General features: G+C 71.6%; 20 protein-coding genes. 7 read left to right on the top strand and 13 right to left on the bottom strand.

Annotated features, from left to right (window positions below; genetic code table 11):
• Positions 1-29: 29 nt before the first annotated feature.
• The 5 genes from OG780_RS38960 to OG780_RS38940 form a co-directional block, all read right to left on the bottom strand.
• A complete protein-coding gene (locus tag OG780_RS38960; RefSeq protein WP_328456290.1) occupies positions 30-1,505 on the bottom strand; it encodes an FAD-binding protein in 1,476 nt (491 codons plus the stop codon).
• 237 nt (positions 1,506-1,742) lie between these two features.
• Positions 1,743-2,936: an SPFH domain-containing protein gene (locus OG780_RS38955; protein WP_328456288.1), complete on the bottom strand. Its 1,194-nt coding sequence runs from the start codon at positions 2,934-2,936 to the stop codon at positions 1,743-1,745.
• Between the two features lie 13 nt (positions 2,937-2,949).
• Positions 2,950-3,201 carry a hypothetical protein gene (locus OG780_RS38950; RefSeq protein ID WP_326789765.1) on the bottom strand — a complete coding sequence of 84 codons (252 nt, stop codon included), beginning with the start codon at positions 3,199-3,201 and terminating at the stop codon, positions 2,950-2,952.
• Between the two features lie 131 nt (positions 3,202-3,332).
• Positions 3,333-4,214, bottom strand: a complete 882-nt coding sequence (locus OG780_RS38945) for a hypothetical protein (RefSeq protein ID WP_328456285.1) — start codon at positions 4,212-4,214, stop codon at positions 3,333-3,335.
• A gap of 346 nt (positions 4,215-4,560) precedes the next feature.
• Complete coding sequence (locus OG780_RS38940) at positions 4,561-4,797, bottom strand: chaplin (protein ID WP_328456283.1); 237 nt, start codon at positions 4,795-4,797, stop codon at positions 4,561-4,563.
• A 196-nt stretch (positions 4,798-4,993) separates the two neighbouring features.
• On the opposite strand from OG780_RS38940, the gene OG780_RS38935 reads away from it, so the two are divergent.
• Complete coding sequence (locus OG780_RS38935; protein WP_328456281.1) at positions 4,994-5,200, top strand: hypothetical protein; 207 nt, start codon at positions 4,994-4,996, stop codon at positions 5,198-5,200.
• 89 nt (positions 5,201-5,289) lie between these two features.
• Here the strand turns inward: OG780_RS38935 and OG780_RS38930 are convergent, their stop codons facing one another.
• Entirely contained in the window at positions 5,290-5,940 is a 651-nt protein-coding gene (locus OG780_RS38930; RefSeq protein WP_328456279.1) for a DUF4360 domain-containing protein, read from the bottom strand.
• A gap of 576 nt (positions 5,941-6,516) precedes the next feature.
• On the opposite strand from OG780_RS38930, the gene OG780_RS38925 reads away from it, so the two are divergent.
• Positions 6,517-7,059: a hypothetical protein gene (locus tag OG780_RS38925; protein WP_328456277.1), complete on the top strand. Its 543-nt coding sequence runs from the start codon at positions 6,517-6,519 to the stop codon at positions 7,057-7,059.
• A gap of 200 nt (positions 7,060-7,259) precedes the next feature.
• Here OG780_RS38925 and OG780_RS38920 read toward each other — a convergent pair whose 3' ends face one another.
• The 6 genes from OG780_RS38920 to OG780_RS38895 all read right to left on the bottom strand — a co-directional run bounded on the left by OG780_RS38920 (position 7,260) and on the right by OG780_RS38895 (position 12,535).
• Positions 7,260-8,555, bottom strand: a complete 1,296-nt coding sequence (locus tag OG780_RS38920) for an MFS transporter (RefSeq protein ID WP_328456275.1) — start codon at positions 8,553-8,555, stop codon at positions 7,260-7,262.
• Positions 8,552-9,091, bottom strand: coding sequence for an ArsR/SmtB family transcription factor (locus OG780_RS38915; RefSeq protein WP_328456273.1), 540 nt, complete (start codon positions 9,089-9,091; stop codon positions 8,552-8,554). The genes OG780_RS38920 and OG780_RS38915 overlap by 4 nt, the downstream gene beginning before the upstream one ends.
• 207 nt (positions 9,092-9,298) lie before the next feature.
• Positions 9,299-10,135, bottom strand: coding sequence for a hypothetical protein (locus OG780_RS38910; RefSeq protein WP_328456271.1), 837 nt, complete (start codon positions 10,133-10,135; stop codon positions 9,299-9,301).
• 207 nt (positions 10,136-10,342) lie between these two features.
• Positions 10,343-10,858 carry a hypothetical protein gene (locus OG780_RS38905; RefSeq protein WP_328456269.1) on the bottom strand — a complete coding sequence of 172 codons (516 nt, stop codon included), beginning with the start codon at positions 10,856-10,858 and terminating at the stop codon, positions 10,343-10,345.
• 190 nt (positions 10,859-11,048) lie between these two features.
• Entirely contained in the window at positions 11,049-11,552 is a 504-nt protein-coding gene (locus OG780_RS38900) for a DUF6624 domain-containing protein (RefSeq protein ID WP_328456267.1), read from the bottom strand.
• Between the two features lie 65 nt (positions 11,553-11,617).
• Positions 11,618-12,535, bottom strand: coding sequence for an ATP-binding protein (locus OG780_RS38895; RefSeq protein WP_328456265.1), 918 nt, complete (start codon positions 12,533-12,535; stop codon positions 11,618-11,620).
• A gap of 143 nt (positions 12,536-12,678) precedes the next feature.
• On the opposite strand from OG780_RS38895, the gene OG780_RS38890 reads away from it, so the two are divergent.
• Positions 12,679-13,500, top strand: a complete 822-nt coding sequence (locus OG780_RS38890; protein WP_328456263.1) for an SDR family NAD(P)-dependent oxidoreductase — start codon at positions 12,679-12,681, stop codon at positions 13,498-13,500.
• Positions 13,501-13,572: 72 nt separating this feature from the next.
• Here the strand turns inward: OG780_RS38890 and OG780_RS38885 are convergent, their stop codons facing one another.
• Positions 13,573-14,982 (bottom strand): hypothetical protein, encoded by a 1,410-nt coding sequence (locus tag OG780_RS38885; RefSeq protein WP_328456261.1) that lies wholly within the window; start codon positions 14,980-14,982, stop codon positions 13,573-13,575.
• 253 nt (positions 14,983-15,235) lie between these two features.
• Between OG780_RS38885 and OG780_RS38880 the strand changes: the two genes are divergently transcribed.
• The 4 genes from OG780_RS38880 to OG780_RS38865 all read left to right on the top strand — a co-directional run bounded on the left by OG780_RS38880 (position 15,236) and on the right by OG780_RS38865 (position 17,816).
• A complete protein-coding gene (locus OG780_RS38880) occupies positions 15,236-16,102 on the top strand; it encodes a helix-turn-helix domain-containing protein (RefSeq protein WP_328456259.1) in 867 nt (288 codons plus the stop codon).
• Between the two features lie 3 nt (positions 16,103-16,105).
• Positions 16,106-16,342, top strand: coding sequence for a DUF397 domain-containing protein (locus tag OG780_RS38875; protein ID WP_328456257.1), 237 nt, complete (start codon positions 16,106-16,108; stop codon positions 16,340-16,342).
• A 133-nt stretch (positions 16,343-16,475) separates the two neighbouring features.
• A complete protein-coding gene (locus OG780_RS38870) occupies positions 16,476-16,925 on the top strand; it encodes a hypothetical protein (protein ID WP_328456255.1) in 450 nt (149 codons plus the stop codon).
• A gap of 84 nt (positions 16,926-17,009) precedes the next feature.
• Positions 17,010-17,816: an SAM-dependent methyltransferase gene (locus OG780_RS38865; RefSeq protein WP_328456253.1), complete on the top strand. Its 807-nt coding sequence runs from the start codon at positions 17,010-17,012 to the stop codon at positions 17,814-17,816.
• Positions 17,817-17,819 lie beyond the last annotated feature (3 nt).

Here is a 17,819-nt window from a genome sequence, read left to right as displayed (position 1 = left end):
GTCCCCGGGCCGGGGACGGGACGCCTCCGTCAGAAGACGCCCTGCCCGGGGACCAGGATTCCTCGCGGGTCGTACGTGTGCCGGGCGGTGGCCAGCCGTCGGTAGGCGGGGCCGAAGTGCTCGCGCCAGTCCGCCGCGCCGAAGGGGACCGAGCCGACCGGGTAGTGGGTGCCGCCCGCCGCGTGGACGGTGTCGTAGGCGGCCCGGTTGGCCGCGAGCAGACGGTCGACGGTCGCGGTGTCCTCGGGCGGGGTCGTGCGCAGGACGGCCAGAAGATAGGACACCCGGTCGTCGGGAGTGCGCAGCAGCGGGGTGTGCAGGTTCTCGCGCAGCACCGGGTACAGGAGGACGACGCCGGGCCCGAGGTCGGCCGGGGTGAGGTCCGCCAGCAGGGATTCCGCCAGTGCCGCCGTCGAACGGCCCGGCAGCAGCAGGTTCAGCCAGGGGTGGGCGAAGGCCCACAGGCCCGCTTCCTTGAGGGCGGCGACGGAGGGCGCGAGCCGGTCGAGGAAGTCGTAGTAGCCGAGGTCGCTCGTCTGCACGCCCGCGGGGTCGTGCCGCAGCCCGCGCAGCAGCGCGGTGTCGTCGGGGGCGGGACCGGCCGGCGGCCCGTAGGCGACGGCTTCGAGGACGTAGCCGTTGAACGCCCCGTCGGCGTCGGCGGTCACCTGGCCCTCGACGTAGGCGAAACGGCCCTCTTCGACGAGCAGCCGCTGGTCGTCGAGGAACGTGCGCAGGTCGTCGTATGGCAGCAGGTAGTGGCGTACGGTCTCGGGCGCGGGGACCAGGCGCAGCGTGGCGCCGACGATGATCGCGCACTGGCCGAGTCCGGCGAGCACGGCGTGGAACAGATCGCGGTGGCGGGTCGGGGAGCAGCGGACGAGGTCACCGGCGCCGGTGACGACCTGGAGTTCCGTCACGTTGTCGACCTGGGCGCCCTGCTGGTGGGTCTGGCCTCCGATGCCGCCGACCGAGAGGGTTCCGCCGACGGAGAGTTCGAGGTAGTCGGTGAAGGTGGGCGGGGTGAGTCCGTGGGCCAGGGTGGCGTGGGCGACCTGGCTCCATCTGACGCCCGCGCCGACGGTGACCGTCGTACTGCCCGGCCCGACGGGACCGATGGAGGCGAGCGGCGCCGTCTCGATGACCAGGCCACCGTCGACCTGTGCCTGCCCCTGTGTGGCGTGGCCCTGGCCGCGCGGTGCGACGGACACACCGTGCTCGTTGCAGAAGCGGACCATCGCGACGACGTCGCGCACCGAGCCCGGTCGCAGCACCGCGGCCGGACGCCGGTGGACGATGTGTCCGTAGTCGTCGGCGTCCGCCGTGAGCGAGGCGTCGTCGGTGTGCACGCCCCCGTCCAGCGGCGGGAGGCCCGCGAGCGGCCGGCTGCCGGCGCCGGTCGTGGTGGCCGCCCAGCTCCGGGTGAAGGGATCGAACCCGACGACCGCGGCGCCGGCGGCGGCGAGGCCCTGAAGTGCGGTACGTCGCGAGGGTGTCCGGGGCATGCGCTCCTCCAGGGGCGGCCGCATCGAGATCAACTGGGGCAGAGTGTAAGGGACTTGAGAGCCCTTGGGGCCGGTTGATCCGAACGGGGTCGCTGGTGCGCCGGCCCGGGTCCGGTCTCGTCCCGTCGCGAGCCGACGGCCGGCCTCGGTGCCCCGCCTGCCCGGTGCCGGGCGAAACGGCCGCGTCCGCCGCCCCGGGAGGGACGGCGGACGCGGTGGACCGGGGACCGGGGACGGTCAGTTGGCCGACGAGGCGCCCTTCGGCTCGTCGCCGTCGACGTCGACCGGCGTGCGGCTGTATCCCTGGAGCTCGAGCGGGCTGTTCGCCTTCGCGGCGCCGCCCTCGGCGTTCTGCCCGCCCAGGTTCTGGCGGACCGAGTCAAGGATGGTCAGACCCTGGGCGACCAGGCCGGCCGCTATCTCGCCGAGACCGTCGGCGCCGTTGAGGACGTTGACGTTGGCGCCCGCGAGACCGCCGGCCGCCTCCTTGACGATCAGGGGCAGCTGGTCGATCAGCATCCGGTCGAGCGCGACCCGGTCGTGCGAGGCGGCCGCCTCGGCCTGGATCTTCATGCGCTCGGCATCGGCGATGGCGAGCACCTTGATCCGCTCGGCCTCCGCCTCGGCCGGCTTGACGACCTCGGCAACGAGCTGCTGCTGACGCAACAGGGCGGCGCGCTGGGCGAGTTCGGTCTGCGCGGCAAGGACTTCCTGCTGGGCGTGGGCCTGGGCGAGGGGACCCGCCTGGGCGGCCATCGCCTGTGCCCGGTCCACCTCGGCCGAGTACTCCGCCTGGACGATGGCCGTCTGCCGGGCGTACTCGGCCTGGTTGCGCGCCGCCACCTGCTGCGCCTCGACGGAGGCCTGCGTGGCCTGCGCCTGGGCGATCTGGGCCTGACGCTGGATGGCCGCCTTGTGCGGCGCGGACATCGCGTCGATGTAGCCGGTGTCGCCGTCGTCGATCGACTGGATCTGGAGCGAGTCGACGATCAGGCCGATCTTCGCCATCTCCAGCTTCGAGGTGTCGAGGACCTCGGCGGCGAGCTTCTGCCGCTCGGTGACGATCTCCTCGACCGTCATCGAACCGATGATGGAACGCAGATGGCCCGCGAAGATCCGGCCCGTCAGGACCGACATCTGGTCCTGGTCGGACAGGAACCGCTGCCCCGCGTTGATGATGCTCTCGGTGTCGTTGCCCACCTTGAAAGCGATCACGGCACGGACGTGCAGCGAGATGCCCTGCTTGGTGACACAGGTCTCGGTGACCTCCGCCTCGCACATGGACAGGGTCAGGAAGCGGGTCTTACGGAAGACGGGGAGCACGAACTTTCCGTGCCCCGTCACCACTCGGAACGGCGCGCCCCCCAGTCCCCGCCTGCCACCCGAGATCAACATCGCCTCATCGGGAGCGGGTACGCGATAACCGAACATGCTTCTCCTTTTCTCAACCGGCGCCGACGGCGTCGCCGTCCAGCGCGTCCAGCGGATCGGCCCACTCGATGACGTCGACCGTGCGACATCCCCTGGACTCGATCACCAGCGCGGTCGCCCCTTTCGGCAGGGGCTCCCGAGACCAGGCGAGGAAGGTCTCGGATCCGCCTCTCACGCGCACCAGGATCTCGCCGGGACCGGCGGATCCCCGGGTGCCGATGAGCAGTTCCCCCGTGCAGCCGATCACGGCTTCGTCCTCCACCACAGCCGGCCACCCCCCATCACTCTGAATCTGCCTCTGACCTTAGACCCAGCCCCGTCAGGGCGCGTACGCCCCCCGTCGGTCAGTAGCCGCTCGGCGGGGTACGCGCCCGGGCCTCAGGGAGAAGTGTGGGCTCAACTCCTGGTGAAGCGGTAGGTCTTGCTGTCGGTCAGCACACAGAAGCCCGGGGACACCACGATCACGCGCAGGGTGGCGCTGCGCCGGTCGTAGTCGATGCCCTCGACCTCGAAGGTGCCCGAGCAGGAGCTGCGCAGCGGAAGCTGGCGCAGCGCGGTGACATGTCCGGAGACGTCGGCCGAGCCGTTCGGCTCGCCGGACAGGTCGATCTGCAGGAGCGGCTTGGTCATCCCGAAGAGCGTGCCGGCGGGGTCGTCGGACGAGCAGAGCAGCCGGGTCGCGGTGACGAAGTCGCAGCCCTGTACGTCGCGCACGGCGTGGTCGAGGGTGACGGTGGAGGCCTGCGGAAGGTCGGCCGAGGGCGAAGTGGCCGGGTTGACGCCGGGGGTCGGGAACACCAGGAGCCGGTTCATCGTGCCGTACTCGCCGGACACCATCCACGTACCGCTCGGCGCGATGCTGACGAACGAGTTGTTCAGCGCCTCTCCGGCGCTCAGCTTGTGGACGTACTCCGACCAGGCGCCGCCCGGTGCCTGCACGCGGAACATCTTCGCGCTGCCGGAGTCGCTCTGGTACGGCTCCACGTAGTAGCCGTTGTACGAGGCGTCCGGGTCGCCCACGTGGTTCCAGCCCCGGCTGCTCACGCTCGTGGGGACGGTGCCGATGCCCGTGTAGTGGTTGGGGCTGCCGGCCGGGACCTCGACGGAGGTCAGGCCCTGGCTCTCGGTCAGCGGGTCGGCGCGGTCCGAACCCACCTCGTTCCAGGTGTCGGCGGCCGAGGCCGGCGCTCCGGTGGCCACGGAGAGGACGGCGGCGGTGGAGAGGGTGACGAGCCCGGCCAGGACCGCGTGACAACGTCGCCGTGCGGGCATGCGCATGAAAGGTGCTCCTCGATGGGGGGTGTCCGGTCGGCGCACAGTCTGGCCCGCCACGATGGTCATGTACAGACCAATCCGTGCCCGACACCGAACCCCGTGACCGCCGACACGCCCCCGCCTTCTCCCCGTCGCCTCCCGCCCTCCCCCGCCCGCCATCACGTCGCCGCCGGCATCGAGCTCGGCCTCGCCGCCCGCGGGGTCGACCGAACCGCCGACGCCCGCGCCGACACGGTCCCACACCCCCCGAACGCGGCCGAGCCCGGCGGCTCACTCGGGAGGATGAGTGTGCCGCCGGGCTCGGAGAGGGCGCGGGGTCCGGGCACCTACCGCCCGGACCCGCGGACCGTCAGCTGTTCGTGCAGCTGTTTCCGGCCGCCGGGTTCAGCAGCCCCACCACGCTGACCGTGGTGCCGCAGACGTTGACCGGGATGTTGACCGGGATCTGGATGACGTCGCCGGACAGGACTCCGGGACTGTTCGCCGCGGTACCGACCACCGGCACGGGGTCGGCGGCGGCGGTCCCGGCGGTGGCCAGCAGGGCCACGCTGGCAAGTCCGGCGGCGGCCATCAGACGAATACGCATTCCAAGCTCCGTTCATTCGCAGTGGTGCGAGCTCCTCCACCATCACCTCCGCGAACACTTGTCGACATTCCAGCGCAGCCGAACGGGGGTTCGCCCGCCGCGGCGGGCATGGAAGGGCCCTGGCCCAGGACGTGTCGCGCGGGGCGTACGGAATGCCCGTAGCGTGAATACAGATCCGGTGGAACAGGGAGAAACCATGCCAACCAGCCAGCCCGACGCGTCCACGCCCTCCGACGACAGGGCGACCCCCGACACGCTGCTGCACACCGGGACCGAGGGCCCGGTGACGGCCGAGGACCTGGTTCTCGCCGCGGGTCGCGACGTCACACCGCAGAGCCTCGCCTGGGCCGAGCGCAAACTCGAGCAGGAAGGCTCGGCGGCGGTGGACAAGCTGCTGCCGTAGAGCCCTGCCCGCAGGACGAGGACCCTGGACCGGCCCGGCCGGCTCCGATGCGGCGGAGCCGGCCGGGGACCTGCGAGTGAAGGGGCGGGTCAGACGGCGGGGCACTCCTTCCAGGCCATGTGGTAGATGGTGCTGATGTCACCGTCCGTCGAGTCCATGGTCATGAAGCTGGAGCTGCCGGGCGTCGAGGTGCCCGCGCTGACGCGCAGCTCGGTGTTGATGTTGAAGTTGCGCTGGACACCACACGGGGCCCAGACCAGTTGGGCCCAGTCCGTGGTGTCCGTGGCCTGCCAGTCGTCGCCGTACGGGCCGCGGAAGGGGTGGGTGATGGAGGCCGTGTTCGGGGATCCCTGGAAGTAGTACGAGGCCTTCTCCGTGCTGCTGGCACCCGGCTGGAGCGAGGCGAAGCCGCGGTAGTCCGCGCTGGCGATGGCATAGGTGAAACCCTGCGGGACATGCACGTTCAGGTTGAGCTGGCAGTTCTTGCGGAACGCGGTGGGGTCGGCGTTGCCTCCGACCTGGGCGAGGTAGTCGCTGTAGGTCACCGTGAAGGCGGTGTTGTCCGGGGAGACGGCGACGGCCGCGGTCCCCTGGGGACAGCCGGATCCGTTGACGGTGGCGACGCTGATGACGATCTTGTCCGGGGGCGGGTCCTCGAAACCGCCGTTCGGGCTTGACAGGGGAAGCGCTGTGGCGAACAGGGCGGCGATCGCGCCACCCATGAACAGGCCACCGGCCATGGTGCTCCAATCCGTTGCGTCGGCGTTCCGGCGGCAGCACGCGGGTGCGCCGCCATGAATGGGGGGTGCGGCTCCCCGAACGGACGGGGAACCGTCGCGGACCAGTGCGTTGGATCCAGCGACTCGTTTATGCATGCGCATGACAAATGCACATGCGCGATCCACTCCCGGCTGTGAAGGAGCTGTGAAGACCGGGAGCGACGAAATCGTACGTACGGGGGGCCTCGCTGGACAGGGCCATCTCCGGCCATTCGATATGCGCCGTTCACACCCGGCGCCACGGTCACCGGCCTGTTCACCACGGTTCGCGGCACCCGCGCCGGGCGCGGCCGGCGCCCAGGGACCCTGCGCCGGGGTGCCGGTCTCCCGTCGGCCGTCACGGTGCGTACCCGCCGCCAAGACGCCGGAGCACGCCCGGGCGCCCCGGCCGCTCCCGCGTGAAGGACCCGAGCGCCCCTCCCGGACCCCGGCCCCCAGGCATTCGCTCCCGTGTCCCGGGCGGGCCGGAAGGGATGGGACCGCGTGAATCGCCCGCCCCCTCAGCGTGTCCCGGGCGCCCCTGCGACACTGAGACACATGGATCCACGACACCTGAGACTCGGCCGCCGCCGGATATGGATGAGCAGCGCCGTCTGTTTCCTGGTCCTCGGGCCGCTCGGCTGGTTCTTCGGTGGCTGGATTCCCTTCGCACTGCTGGCCGTTGCCCTTCTCATCGCCACCGCGGTCCTGCACTGGCGGGCCTCCACCTGGCTCGCGCCCGCCATCGCCAAGGGCCAGTCGGAGAGCAGCCGGGACGTCGCCACCTTCTGCGTGGTCATAGCGGTGAGCGGCTACGCCCAGCCGCCCTCGCAGCCCGCCCCCTCCAAGGAGGCTCTCGCAGCCCTGCGCCTGGAGGCGTACCGGGCCGCCGCCGACGACGATCTCTCCGAGGACCTCCGGCTCATGGCGGCCGACGCGCTCGCCGCGGCGGACCAGGCCAACGCCGAGGACACCCCGGCGGGCTGGCGGGCGGCACGGGCGAGCGCGGAGCGACTGGCGCACGCCGCCCAGGAGGGCAATCCGTACGTACGACAGCTCCTCATCCAGTGGGTCGAGGGCAACCCGGCGAGCGATCGGTAGACGATCGCCGGTACGCCGATCCCGGCGTGGCGCGGTACATCGAAGCCGGCGGCCCCGGCCGGCGCCTTCGCCCCTTCCGGGACCCGGACGCCGCCGGGGACGACGAGGATCGACAGGCGGCACACCCGACCGGCCTGGCCACTCGTTGCGCCCCGCGGGAGCCTGGCTCCCGACGTGTTGCGAGGCCTTCACCGCAGGCGTCACAACACGTCGGATGCACTCTCCTGAACGGGATCCTCGGCTGCCGGGTGATCTGGACCGCCGGCCGGAGCGGCGGCACGCAGCGCCGCTTCGACCCGGCGGTTGCTGGTCATGGTTGCCGTGACGGCCGTCATCGACAGAAGGAGGACGGCGGCGGCGTAGAGCGGGGTGCGGATGTCGTAGGTGGTGGCCAGCCAGCCGCCGAGGAAGGCCCCGACGGGTGCGGCGCACATGGCCAGCATGCGGGAGGTGGAGGCGACCCGGCCCATGAGGTGGGCGGGGACGATCGCCTGCCGGAGGGAGGGCGCGAGCACCATCGTGGCGCCCATGCCGGCCCCGCAGACGGCGAGCGCCAGCCCGGCCACGTACGGATTCGGGGCAGCGGCCAGACCCAGGACGGCAAGCCCTTCGACGGCGGCCGTGCAGGTCAGTGCGGTGCCGGTGCCGAGCCGTCGGCCGAGGTAGGAGGCGATGCCCGCGCCGAGCAGGCCGCCGGTGGCCTCCGCCGTGAGGAGCAGGCCGAAACCGTAGGTGTCGATGCCGAGGCGTTCGTGCGCGAAGAGGGCGAGGACGGTCTCCACAGCGAGGAAGGCGACGTTCCCGACCGCCGGGCGGAGCGCGAGCCCGAGCAGCATCCGGTCCCGGAAGACGTACGAGGCCCCGGCCCGCGCCTGCCGAAGCAGCGACTCGCGGGCCTCCGGCACGGGCCGGGGCATGGCGGGCAGCGTACGGACGAGCAGTGCGGAGAGCATGAACGACACCGCGTCGGCGAGCAGCGGAACCGCCCGTCCGAGCGCGAGCAGGGCACTGCCCGCGGGCGGTCCGGCGAAGCCGGACATGGCGGTCTGGGCCCCGCGCAGACGGGAGTTGGCGCGTTCCAGGAGTGCGGGGTCGCGGTGGAGCAGCTCCGGCAGATAGGCCGTGGCGGCCGTGTCGAAGAAGAGTCCGCCGAGGCCGAGCAGGAAGGCGACGGCCGCGAGCAGCGGAATGCTGAGCACGTCGAGCACGGCCGCCGCCGCGGGTATCGCGAGCAGCATCGCGCGTGCCGTGTCCGCGACCCACATCGTGCGCCGGCGGTCCCAGCGGTCCACCAGCGCACCGCCGAGCACCCCGAAGAGCAGCCACGGCAACGTTCCGGCGGCCGTGACGACGGCGAGCGCCATCGGATCCCGTGTCAGCGTCAACGCGAGCAGGGGCAGCGCGGCATGCGTTACCCCGTCACCGAGCGAGGAGATCGTCTGCGCGGTCCACAGCCGTCCGAACCCGGTCGGCAACTTCCGAAATTCCGAGGTCACTTGGCGTCCCCTTCGGCCTGGTTGCGCGGCGCCGGGTGGAACAGCGCCAAGACGAGTGACGCGTCCGGCAGCGACGGATCGGACAGCTCCCGGTACTCGTCCGCCAGTGCCTGCAGCCGCGCCCCCAGCTCCGCGAACTGCTCCTCGGTGAGCCGCAGATGTGCCATCCCCACGTACCGCTCACCATCCGCCGGCGACGCCTCCAGGTCCGCCACCGCATGGCGCATCAGCACATCCGGCGCTCCCTCGCCCGGATCCGGCAGCGCGATCGACCGCGCGGCCATCGCGTAGTACCGCTCGGTGACGCCCCGCACCTTCCGCGTCCGCACCACCTTCACCAGGCCGGCCCGCTCCAGCAGCCGCACGTGATAGCTGGAACTCCCCTTCGCGAGGCCGACCCGCTCGGCGATCTGCGTGATCGTCGCAGGCTCGAAGCGGAGCACGGCCATGATCCGGTGACGCGTGAGATTGGAGACGGCGCGCAGCTGTTCGTCAGTGGTGACGTGAAACGTCTCGGGAAGATCGTCGGTAGGCATGTGAGCAATGGTCAACGATTCTTGACCATTGCGCAAGAGGGTTTACGCCGAGCCCCTGCGCGAGCTTCGGGCCGGCGCGGTGCCCCGCCGGCCCGAAGCACTCACGCAGCAGACAGATCAGGCCAAGATCAACCTCGGCGGCACTTTCCGCACCTCGACCGCTCACACCCGGGACCGCCCGAGGAGACGCCTGTCCCGCCGCACCCCTCAGGGCCGTTCGAAGAACTGGATCACGCCTCCGGCCGAGAAGCACAGCGCGCCCGCGAGGGTGCCCCAGTTGGCGATGTCGACGTTCACGAGACTGCCGGTCGCCGGCCGCGTGAAGGCGGCCAGCGCCGAGACGAAGAAGAGCACGGATCCGAACTGGTTGACCGCGACGATCCACCAGCCGAGGTCGCCGGCGAGGACGCGGGGACGCCCGTGGCAGACCTCGACGACAGCGAGGTGGCCGGAGACCAGGAACAGGACGCAGCCGATCATGTCGGGCGCCCAGATCAGCCGGTCCGTCTGCTGCGCCGAAAGTCCCTTCAGCAGCGAGTCCAGCAGATTGACGCCGAACACGAGCGTTCCCACGAACAGCAGGAACGTGCTGAGCCAGTCGATCCGGCCGGGCTCGTAGCTCCACCACCTCCAGCGCCGCCCGGCCAGCGCGTCGGACTCGCTGTCGCGGCGAGGAGCGTTCACCGCCTGGAGCAGTGAGGCGTAGCCCCCGGTGTTGAAGAACAGGCCGCCCGCGAAGTAGATCCAGGCGCCCGTAGCGCCCCTCGAGCCGAACTGGGCGACCCCGGCCCCGAGGGCGAACAGCAGCCCGCCGACCGTGAACGCGGCCGCGGCGACGGCGTTGAGCCGGCGCAGCCGGGCGATCGACACGGTGTCCGCCCGCCGGGAACGGGCCTCGGCCTCGCCCGGGGCGCGCACGGTGAGCAAACCGCGCTTACGGGCCCGGCGCGATTCCCAGACCGCGATACGCCCGTCCATGAGACGCCAGGTCAGCCGGGTCGTGAAGGGACCCGCCCCCTCGGAGCGCGCTTCGGTTCGACTCACCCGGCGACCATAGCCCGGAGCGGCGAAATCCGTCGTTCACCCGCCCTGTCACCTTTCAGGCGATTTTCCGGGGCTGAACGCATCTACCCATGAACGGGACACGCACATGCCCGCGAACGGGACACGCCTGCACCCGCCCGCGGACGGGGCACGCCTACGCCTGCGGACAGGGCACACCCGTGGCCCGCGGCGTTCGGGCCGGTGGGCTCAGGACTCCGCCTCACGCCTCAGGAAGTTGGTCACCTGGCAGGCGAGACTCTCCCGGGCCGTGTCGGGACGCGCGCCCGCCTCGACGGGCGTGCCGTTCTCGATGCCACCCGTCCAGAGGTAGCGCTCGGTCCACTCGTCGTCGACCTTGAGCTGGACCTGGATGTCCATCCGGTCCAGGACGGCGTCGGGGCCGGCCGCGAAGAGGACCGCGGTGGCCCGGCGCAGGGGATAGAGGTCGTATCCCTCGATGAACTGCGAGTTCCGCCAGTCGAGGAAGGCGCTCTCGCCGTCGGCGCCGACACGGATATCGATCTGGCCGTCTTCGAGGAGGATACCGAAATGCTCGGTGCCACGGTTCTCGACGGTCACCCGCAATCTGAAGTAGGTGAGTTCGTCGGCGGCATCGTCGCGCCCCTTCGGGGGCTCCGCCTTTTCCACACCATGAACGCGAACACGCAGGCCGGCCTGCTCGTCGTACTCCTGCCAGTCCCCGACCACGTTCGGCTCGTGCACAGTCCACCTCTCCGCTTCAGAGAGTTGTTCCTATCTGTGCCCTCAACGAAGTGTCAAATGCGCCGAACATGCCGTGGCCAGCGATTTCGCCTTTCTTGATCGGTGATCAAGCCGTGCCCAGCCAGAATCTTTCCGCGCCACCCGAACGGGGTATTTCCGGGCGTGCTTCACATCACGTTCCCCGGAGGCCTCAGGCGCCGTCGCGCAGACGCCGGAGCTGTTCGTCGAGCGGGCCCAGTCCGACATCCCGGCGCCGCTCGTCGAGAGTCCCGGGCCTGCGTACGGGACAGGGGCACAGGGTGACCGGATCGACGCGGGTTCCGTAGAACTGCGGCAGACCCAGTTCCACCGCGCAGTGGTCGGCGATGTAGGCGTGGTGCAGGGCCGGGCAGAGTCCGTCGGCCGCGGCCTGCGCGATCAGGTCGCGGCATCCGAGCTGCAGGCCGAGGTCGGGGGCGTGCAGGAGGATCATCAGGGCCGCGGTCGAGGCGGGCGCGCCGACCTGGTCGGTGGTCGGCCAGCCGTGCCGCCGGACGATGACCGCGAGCGCCTCGGCGTTGCCCGCGCGGCACGCGGCGAGGGGCTCGCGCCACGGCCCGGCGGGACGGTCCCGCGCCTGGCGCATCAGGCGGCGTTCCTCGTCGGCCCGGCGTACGAGCTCCCCCGCGAGGGCCCTGGCGAGCGCAGGGACCATCGGCGCGACGCCCCGGCCCCCGGGACCCGCCCCGGTGTCCCTGGCCGGACGCCTCGGGGCGACCTTCACGGCAACGCCTGAAGCACCATCGAGAACCACACCTTCTTTCCCGTGGTGCCCGGGTCGGCCGGCGCGATGCCCCAGTCGTCGCTCAGCGCGGCGATGATCGTCAGTCCGCGTCCCGACTCCTCGGCGCCGCCCGCCGTCCGTGCCGCGGGGAGGGTGGACGAGCGGTCGGCGACGGACACCCGCAGTTCGCGCGGGTCGCACTCGATGCCGACGGTGATGGTGTCACCGCGGTCCGGGCTGCCGTGTCTGAGTGCGTTGGTGAAGAGTTCCCCGGCCGCGACCACCGCGTCGTCGACGCGCTGGGCCGGCAGCCGCAGGCGGGTGAGGTACTCGGTGACCATGGCCCGCACGGCGGGCACCCGCGAGGGGTGCGCCGGGACGGTGGTCCGCAGGCCGTGCGCCCCGCGCACCCGGCTCGCGGGGAGGCCCCCGGAGGCGGCGGTCCCGGAGGGGACGGCAGGCACGGGGAGGGCGGGGGCCACGACCGGCGCGGAGCCCGCGAGGAAGTCCGGGGCTCCCGACGGTCCGGAACCGGCGCGGGGGGCGGGGGCCGGGGACGGTAGGGGTTCGGTCGGGGACCGTACGGGTTCGGTCGCGGCCGGGGGCTGTACTGGCTCAGTCCGTGCCGGGTCCGCGGAATTCAGGGGCCCGGTCCGGGCCGGGGTCGCGGACCGCATGAGTTCGGTCCGTGCCGGAGCCGGGGCCTGTACGGGCTCGGTCGGGGCCGGAGCCGTCGGCGGGGCCGGTGCGGACGGTGCCGAGGGCTCGGCCCGTTCGGCGAGGTGGGCGCGGAGTGCCTGGCCGTCCGCCGGGTGGACCCCTTGTTCCGGTACCCGCGCCTCGTGCCCCGGAGCCCGGCTGCCGTGGGCCGGTGCGGGCCACGGCTCGCGGCGCGGTGCCCTGGATGCCGGCATCGGTCCTCCTTCGGGTGCGGCCCGGGGGCGGCTGTCTCGGCGGCTGCCCGTGCAGCCAACACGCCGGACTGCCTCGGCGACCAGAGGGTATTCGGGTTGTCCGGTTGTAAGAACGTAGTGGCGCGGGATGTATGTTCGATCTTGTGAGGAACGGGAGCGGGGGCGGGGCGGCGGTGTCCCTTGACGGTGACACCGGCCGGGCGGGACTGCGTGACAAACGAGTGCTGGTGACCGGCGGTACGCGAGGGCTCGGCGAACAGATCGTGCGGCTGCTGTCCGCCGAGGGCGTACGCGTGGCCACCTGCGCGCGCACCGCGCGGGGTCTGGAGACGCTGGCCGCTTCGATGGGTCCCGGTCTGTTCACCAGACGGCTCGACGTCACCGCGCCCGGGGACCTGGAGGGGTTCGTCCAGGACGCGGCGGAACGCTTCGGAGGCCTGGACGGCGTGGTGGCCTGCACGGGCGGTTCGCGCGGCGGCGGCTTCGAGGACGCAGACGCGGAGGACTGGGCCGCGACCTGGGCGGTGAACGTCGGTCACGCGACCCGGCTGGTGCGGGCCGCGGTCCCGCATCTGCGGGCCGCGGGCGGCGGCTCCGTCGTGGTGATCTCCTCGATCTCCGGCTGGAAGCCCGGCCCGCCCGCGCAGTACTCGGTCGCGAAGTCCGCGCAGATCCAGCTCGCCGCTTCGCTGGCCCGCGAGCTCGGTCCGGACGGGATCCGGGTGAACGCGGTCTCCCCCGGGTCCATGCTGATCCCCGGCCGGCGCTGGGACCGGATGCGCCGCGAGGAGCCCGAGGCGTTCGCCCGCTTCGTGGCGGCGGAGCTGCCGGGCGGCGGGCCGGTCGCGCCGCAGGAGGTCGCCCGGGTCGTGGCGTTCCTGCTGTCGGACTGGTCGAGCGGGATCTCCGGCGCGCACCTCCCGGTCGACCGCGCCCAGAACGCCCCCTCCCCCGAGGGCTACTGACCCCGGAGGCGGACCGGCGGTACCGCTCCCGTTCATGGCACCGAGCCCGGTCCCGGGTGACGTGCCGGCCTCTCAGGCAACCGCCCCGAGGACCCCGCGGGAGCGGCGCTCGAACTCCTGCACGACCGGTTCGGCGCGGCGGGGTTCGAGACGTCGACGGAAGTCGCGCAGGGCCTGGACGGAACGTTCGCTGTGCACGGTGCCGAGGGTCTCCAGCGCCAGGGTCGCGGTGCCGACCGCCTCGTCCAGGCGGTCCTGCTGAAGGTGCGCGGTCGCGAGGACGGAACGGCTGATGGCCTGGCGCCTGCGCCGGTCGGCGCCCGAGGCGAGCGACTCGCCGGCCGTGCGCTCGGCCTGCCGGGCCTGTCCCAGGTCACGGAAGCACAGGGCGGATTCGGCCTGGAGGTAGTGATGGTCCAGATAGCGCACCCACGGTGACTCCTGCTCGGCCCCCTTGCTCGCCGCCAGTTGCCGCTCCGCCAGCCGCAGCGCCTTGGACGTGTCGTCCGAGCGGCCCTGCGCGGCATGTCCGCGGGCCGACATGGCGTGCAGCCGCATCAGTCCGAGGGGGCTGCCCGCACCCTGGGCCGTGACGATTCCGGCGCGGGCGAGTGCCACCCCCTCGTCGGGGCGGCCGAGGCTGGTGGCGAGGTGGGAGAGCCCGGCGAGTATCTGGCCGCCGAGCACCCGGTCGCCGCCCTCGGCGCACAGCCGCAGGCCCTGGGTCATGTAGCGCTGGGCGAGGCCGTACTCCCCCGCGTCGTACGAGCTCCAGCCGGCCATGGCGGCCAGGCGCGCGGCGGCCGCGTACAGCGGTCGGCGCCGGCCGGCCGGGGTGCCGCGCCGCTGGAGCATGGGGACGACCTCGGTGGACAGGTAGTGCACGATGCTGGTGCGGACTCCGCCGCCGCCGTAGTGGTTGTCCATCTGGTCGAACACGGCGATCATCGCGTGCACCTGCTCGACGGGTCCGCCGCTCACGGGCAGCACCGAGGAGAGTGCCTCCTGGTGCTCCAACAGCCAGAGCAGCCAATCGCGTTGGGGAGTCGTCAGGGCTGCCGCGACGAAGGGGACCGTGCCGAGGAGGCTGCGGCGGGAGATGTCGGTCGAGCCCAGTTCCGCGAGTGTGTGCAGGGTCTCGGCCACGTCCTCGCCGTAGACGAGCGCTCTGCTCGCGACCGGGCGCTGGGAGTCGGAGTGGAAGCCGAGGTCGGCGGGAGACATGGCGCGGCCCAGCCGCTCGGACAGGACGGCGGCGATCAACTCCGGGGTGCTTCCACGGGGTTGCTGGCCCTGGAGCCAGCGAGTGACCGAGGCCTTGTCGTAGTGGGAGTCCGCGCCCTGGCGGCGCCCCAGTTCATTGACCCGCAGAGCGAGGGAGGCATAGGAGCAGCCGGCCTCCTTGAGCAAGGCCCCCAGCACGCGATTCGGACCGGCGCTCCTGCCGGCGTTCCTCGTCTGCCCCTCGGTCACGGCGGCCATCCCGAATCGCCTCACATCCGCGTGCGGCTGCGCTCCGATCCCAGCTGGCGGGTTTTCAATTGCCGTGTGGACAAGCGCAGTTGAGCGTGATCGTCGCCGAATGTGCGACAAGTCACTCGATCACTATGGTGGCCCGCCCGCCGCCTGTGCAACCGGCGTCCTGATAATTTCAGAACGATCCGCGTCGCTCTGTCCCTGTCATCGGCCGCGTGGCACACTGCCCCCTGAGACGGCCGTTACCGGGAGGTAGGACGTGGGCGAGAACCGCTCCGGCGGCAGCGCGCCGACCGTCCTGCGCCTGGTTCTCGGGAAACGGCTGCGCCATCTGCGGGAACAGGCGGGAGTCTCCTTCGAGGAGGCGGCGCGCGCCATCGAGGTCACGGCGCTGACGGTCCGCAGGATCGAGAAGGCCGAGGTCGGGCTCCGCATTCCGTACGTGAGGGAACTGCTCCGCGCCTACGGGGTGCCGGCAGCGGAGGTCGACGACTTCCTGGCCCTGGCCAGGGAGGCCAACAAGCCGGGCTGGTGGTACTCCTACCGCGACGTACTGCCGGACTGGTTCAGCGCCTACGTGAGCCTGGAGAGCGAGGCCGGCGTCATCCGTCTCTACGAACCCCACTACGTCCCGGGCCTGTTGCAGACCCGCGACTACGCCACGGCCCTGATGCGCGTCGGTTTCCCCAACGAGACGAAGCAGGACGTCGCCCGCCGCGTCGCCCTGCGGATGAAACGCCAGGACCTGCTCGCCAAACCGGACGCCCCGGCCGTCTGGGCGATCCTGGACGAGACGGTGCTGCGCCGACCGGTGGGCGGACCCGAGGTGATGCGGGCCCAGTTCGACCGGCTGGCCGAAGCCCTGGATCTGCCGAAGGTCCGGATCCAGATCATGCGCTTCGGCGTGGGCGCGCACCCCGGGGCGTTCGGCCCTTTCCACCACTTCCGCTTCGGTTTCTCCGAACTCCCCGACATCGTCTACACGGAGAGCCTGGTGGGCGCGGTCTACGTCGACCGGCCCGACGTCGTCGTCAGCTATCTCGAAGTACTGGACCGGATGTCCGTGCAGGCGGAGCCGGTCGCCCGGACCAGGGCCATCCTGGGTGAACTGCGTAAGGAGTTGTGATCCATGGGACCCGTGCACAACGGCATGTCCGCGGCCGGTCTGGGGACCGAGGGCTGGCACAAGCCCTGGAGCGGCACCAACGGCGGAAGTTGCGTCGAGGCCAAGCGGCTTGCCGACGGAAGTGTCGCGCTGCGCCAGTCACAGGACCCCGAGGGACCCGCGCTGATCTGTTCCCGCGACGAGATGGCCGCGTTCATCGAGGGCGCCAAGTCGGGACAGGCCGACTTCCTGATCGCCTGAACGAGTCCGCGCCGCGCCTCTGGAGACCGCAACCACGCCCCCACGACCGGACAACCCGCACGCACACTCCCGCCGTGCGGGTTGTCCCCCCACACTGGCGAAGCCGTTCGTCCCGGAGGGAGCGGATACGGGCATGATCCACCAACAGGCCCTCACACGGTGCCGGACGCTCGTCGTCGAGGGTCCCGACGGTCTCGACCGGCGCCCGTTCCTCGCCGAACTGGCCCGCCACCGCTTCACGATCCGCCCGCTGCACGGGCACCTTCACCACGTGGACCCCACCCAGCCCTACCGCGAACTCCTGTCCGCGCCGGGCCGGCTGGCCGTCGACGGCGGTCTCGTCCACGAACTGGTATACGGACCGCTGCGCCGCGGCCGCTCCCGGGTGACATGGATCCAGGCGCTCGACTTCGCGGAGGCGGTGGCCGAACGCGGAGGCGCGCTCGTCCATCTGACGGGCCGGACGGACGACGCCGAGGCGGTCGGCGCCTACGAGCGGGTGCTGCGGACCCTGGCCCAGCACGTCCCCGTGATCACCCTCGACACCGGAGAACCGGCCTGCGCGGTCCACGACCCCTCCTGACCGGTCCGTCAACTCGGCCTCTGTCCAGGCCTGTTGCCGATAACGTAGAGAACCGACCGCGCGACGCACGGCAGGAGAACTCCTATGGCCGACCGACCCGCCCCCGACCAGGACGCACTGTCCAAGATCGACACCACGGTGCCGCACTCGGCTCGCATCTGGAACTACTGGATGGGCGGGAAGGACAACTACGAGGTGGACCGGGTCGCCGGTGACGCGTACCGCGAAGTCGCCCCGAACATCGAGACGATGGCCCGCGCCTCGCGCGACTACCTCATCCGTACCGTCACCTTCGTGGCGGGCGAGCTCGGCATCCGCCAGTTCCTCGACATCGGCACGGGCCTGCCCACGTACGACAACACCCACCAGGTCGCCCAGCGCGTCGCGCCCGGGTCCCGCATCGTCTACGTGGACAACGACCCGCTGGTGCTGCGCCACGCCCAGGCGCTGCTGACGAGCACCCCCGAGGGTGTCACCGACTACATCGACGCGGATCTGCACGAGCCCGAGAAGATCATCGAAGCGGCGTCCCGGATCCTCGACTTCTCCCGGCCCGTCGCCCTGATGCTGATGGGCATCCTCGGCCACATCCAGGACTACGGGGAGGCCAGGTCGATCGTCCGGCGCCTCCAGGAAGCCCTGCCTCCGGGCAGCTGCTTCGTGCACTACGACAGCACGGACACGGACGCCGCGCTCAAGGAGGCCCAGCAGGGCTACGACGACACGGGGGCGATCCCGTACGTGCTGCGCAGCCCCGAACAGATCGGCGCGTTCTACGAGGGCCTCGAACCGGTCGAACCCGGCGTCGTGTCCTGCCCCTTGTGGCGTCCGGAGCCCGGTACGTCGCCCGAGCCCACGGACGTCCACGGAGGCGTGGCCCGCAAACCGTGAACG

Source organism: Streptomyces sp. NBC_00386, from assembly GCF_036063235.1.
GTDB lineage: Bacteria > Actinomycetota > Actinomycetes > Streptomycetales > Streptomycetaceae > Streptomyces.
This window is presented reverse-complemented; position numbering and strand designations above follow the sequence as displayed.

Bases quoted from the DNA above. Each gene is read 5' to 3' on its own strand.
- OG780_RS38960 (WP_328456290.1), bottom strand. From the start codon at position 1,505: ATGCCCCGGACACCCTCGCGACGTACCGCACTTCAGGGCCTCGCCGCC.
- OG780_RS38955 (WP_328456288.1), bottom strand. From the start codon at position 2,936: ATGTTCGGTTATCGCGTACCCGCTCCCGATGAGGCGATGTTGATCTCG.
- OG780_RS38945 (WP_328456285.1), bottom strand. From the start codon at position 4,214: ATGCGCATGCCCGCACGGCGACGTTGTCACGCGGTCCTGGCCGGGCTC.
- OG780_RS38940 (WP_328456283.1), bottom strand. From the start codon at position 4,797: ATGCGTATTCGTCTGATGGCCGCCGCCGGACTTGCCAGCGTGGCCCTG.
- OG780_RS38935 (WP_328456281.1), top strand. From the start codon at position 4,994: ATGCCAACCAGCCAGCCCGACGCGTCCACGCCCTCCGACGACAGGGCG.
- OG780_RS38930 (WP_328456279.1), bottom strand. From the start codon at position 5,940: ATGGCCGGTGGCCTGTTCATGGGTGGCGCGATCGCCGCCCTGTTCGCC.
- OG780_RS38925 (WP_328456277.1), top strand. From the start codon at position 6,517: ATGGATCCACGACACCTGAGACTCGGCCGCCGCCGGATATGGATGAGC.
- OG780_RS38915 (WP_328456273.1), bottom strand. From the start codon at position 9,091: ATGCCTACCGACGATCTTCCCGAGACGTTTCACGTCACCACTGACGAA.
- OG780_RS38900 (WP_328456267.1), bottom strand. From the start codon at position 11,552: ATGGTCCCTGCGCTCGCCAGGGCCCTCGCGGGGGAGCTCGTACGCCGG.
- OG780_RS38895 (WP_328456265.1), bottom strand. From the start codon at position 12,535: ATGCCGGCATCCAGGGCACCGCGCCGCGAGCCGTGGCCCGCACCGGCC.
- OG780_RS38885 (WP_328456261.1), bottom strand. From the start codon at position 14,982: ATGGCCGCCGTGACCGAGGGGCAGACGAGGAACGCCGGCAGGAGCGCC.
- OG780_RS38875 (WP_328456257.1), top strand. From the start codon at position 16,106: ATGGGACCCGTGCACAACGGCATGTCCGCGGCCGGTCTGGGGACCGAG.
- OG780_RS38870 (WP_328456255.1), top strand. From the start codon at position 16,476: ATGATCCACCAACAGGCCCTCACACGGTGCCGGACGCTCGTCGTCGAG.
- OG780_RS38865 (WP_328456253.1), top strand. From the start codon at position 17,010: ATGGCCGACCGACCCGCCCCCGACCAGGACGCACTGTCCAAGATCGAC.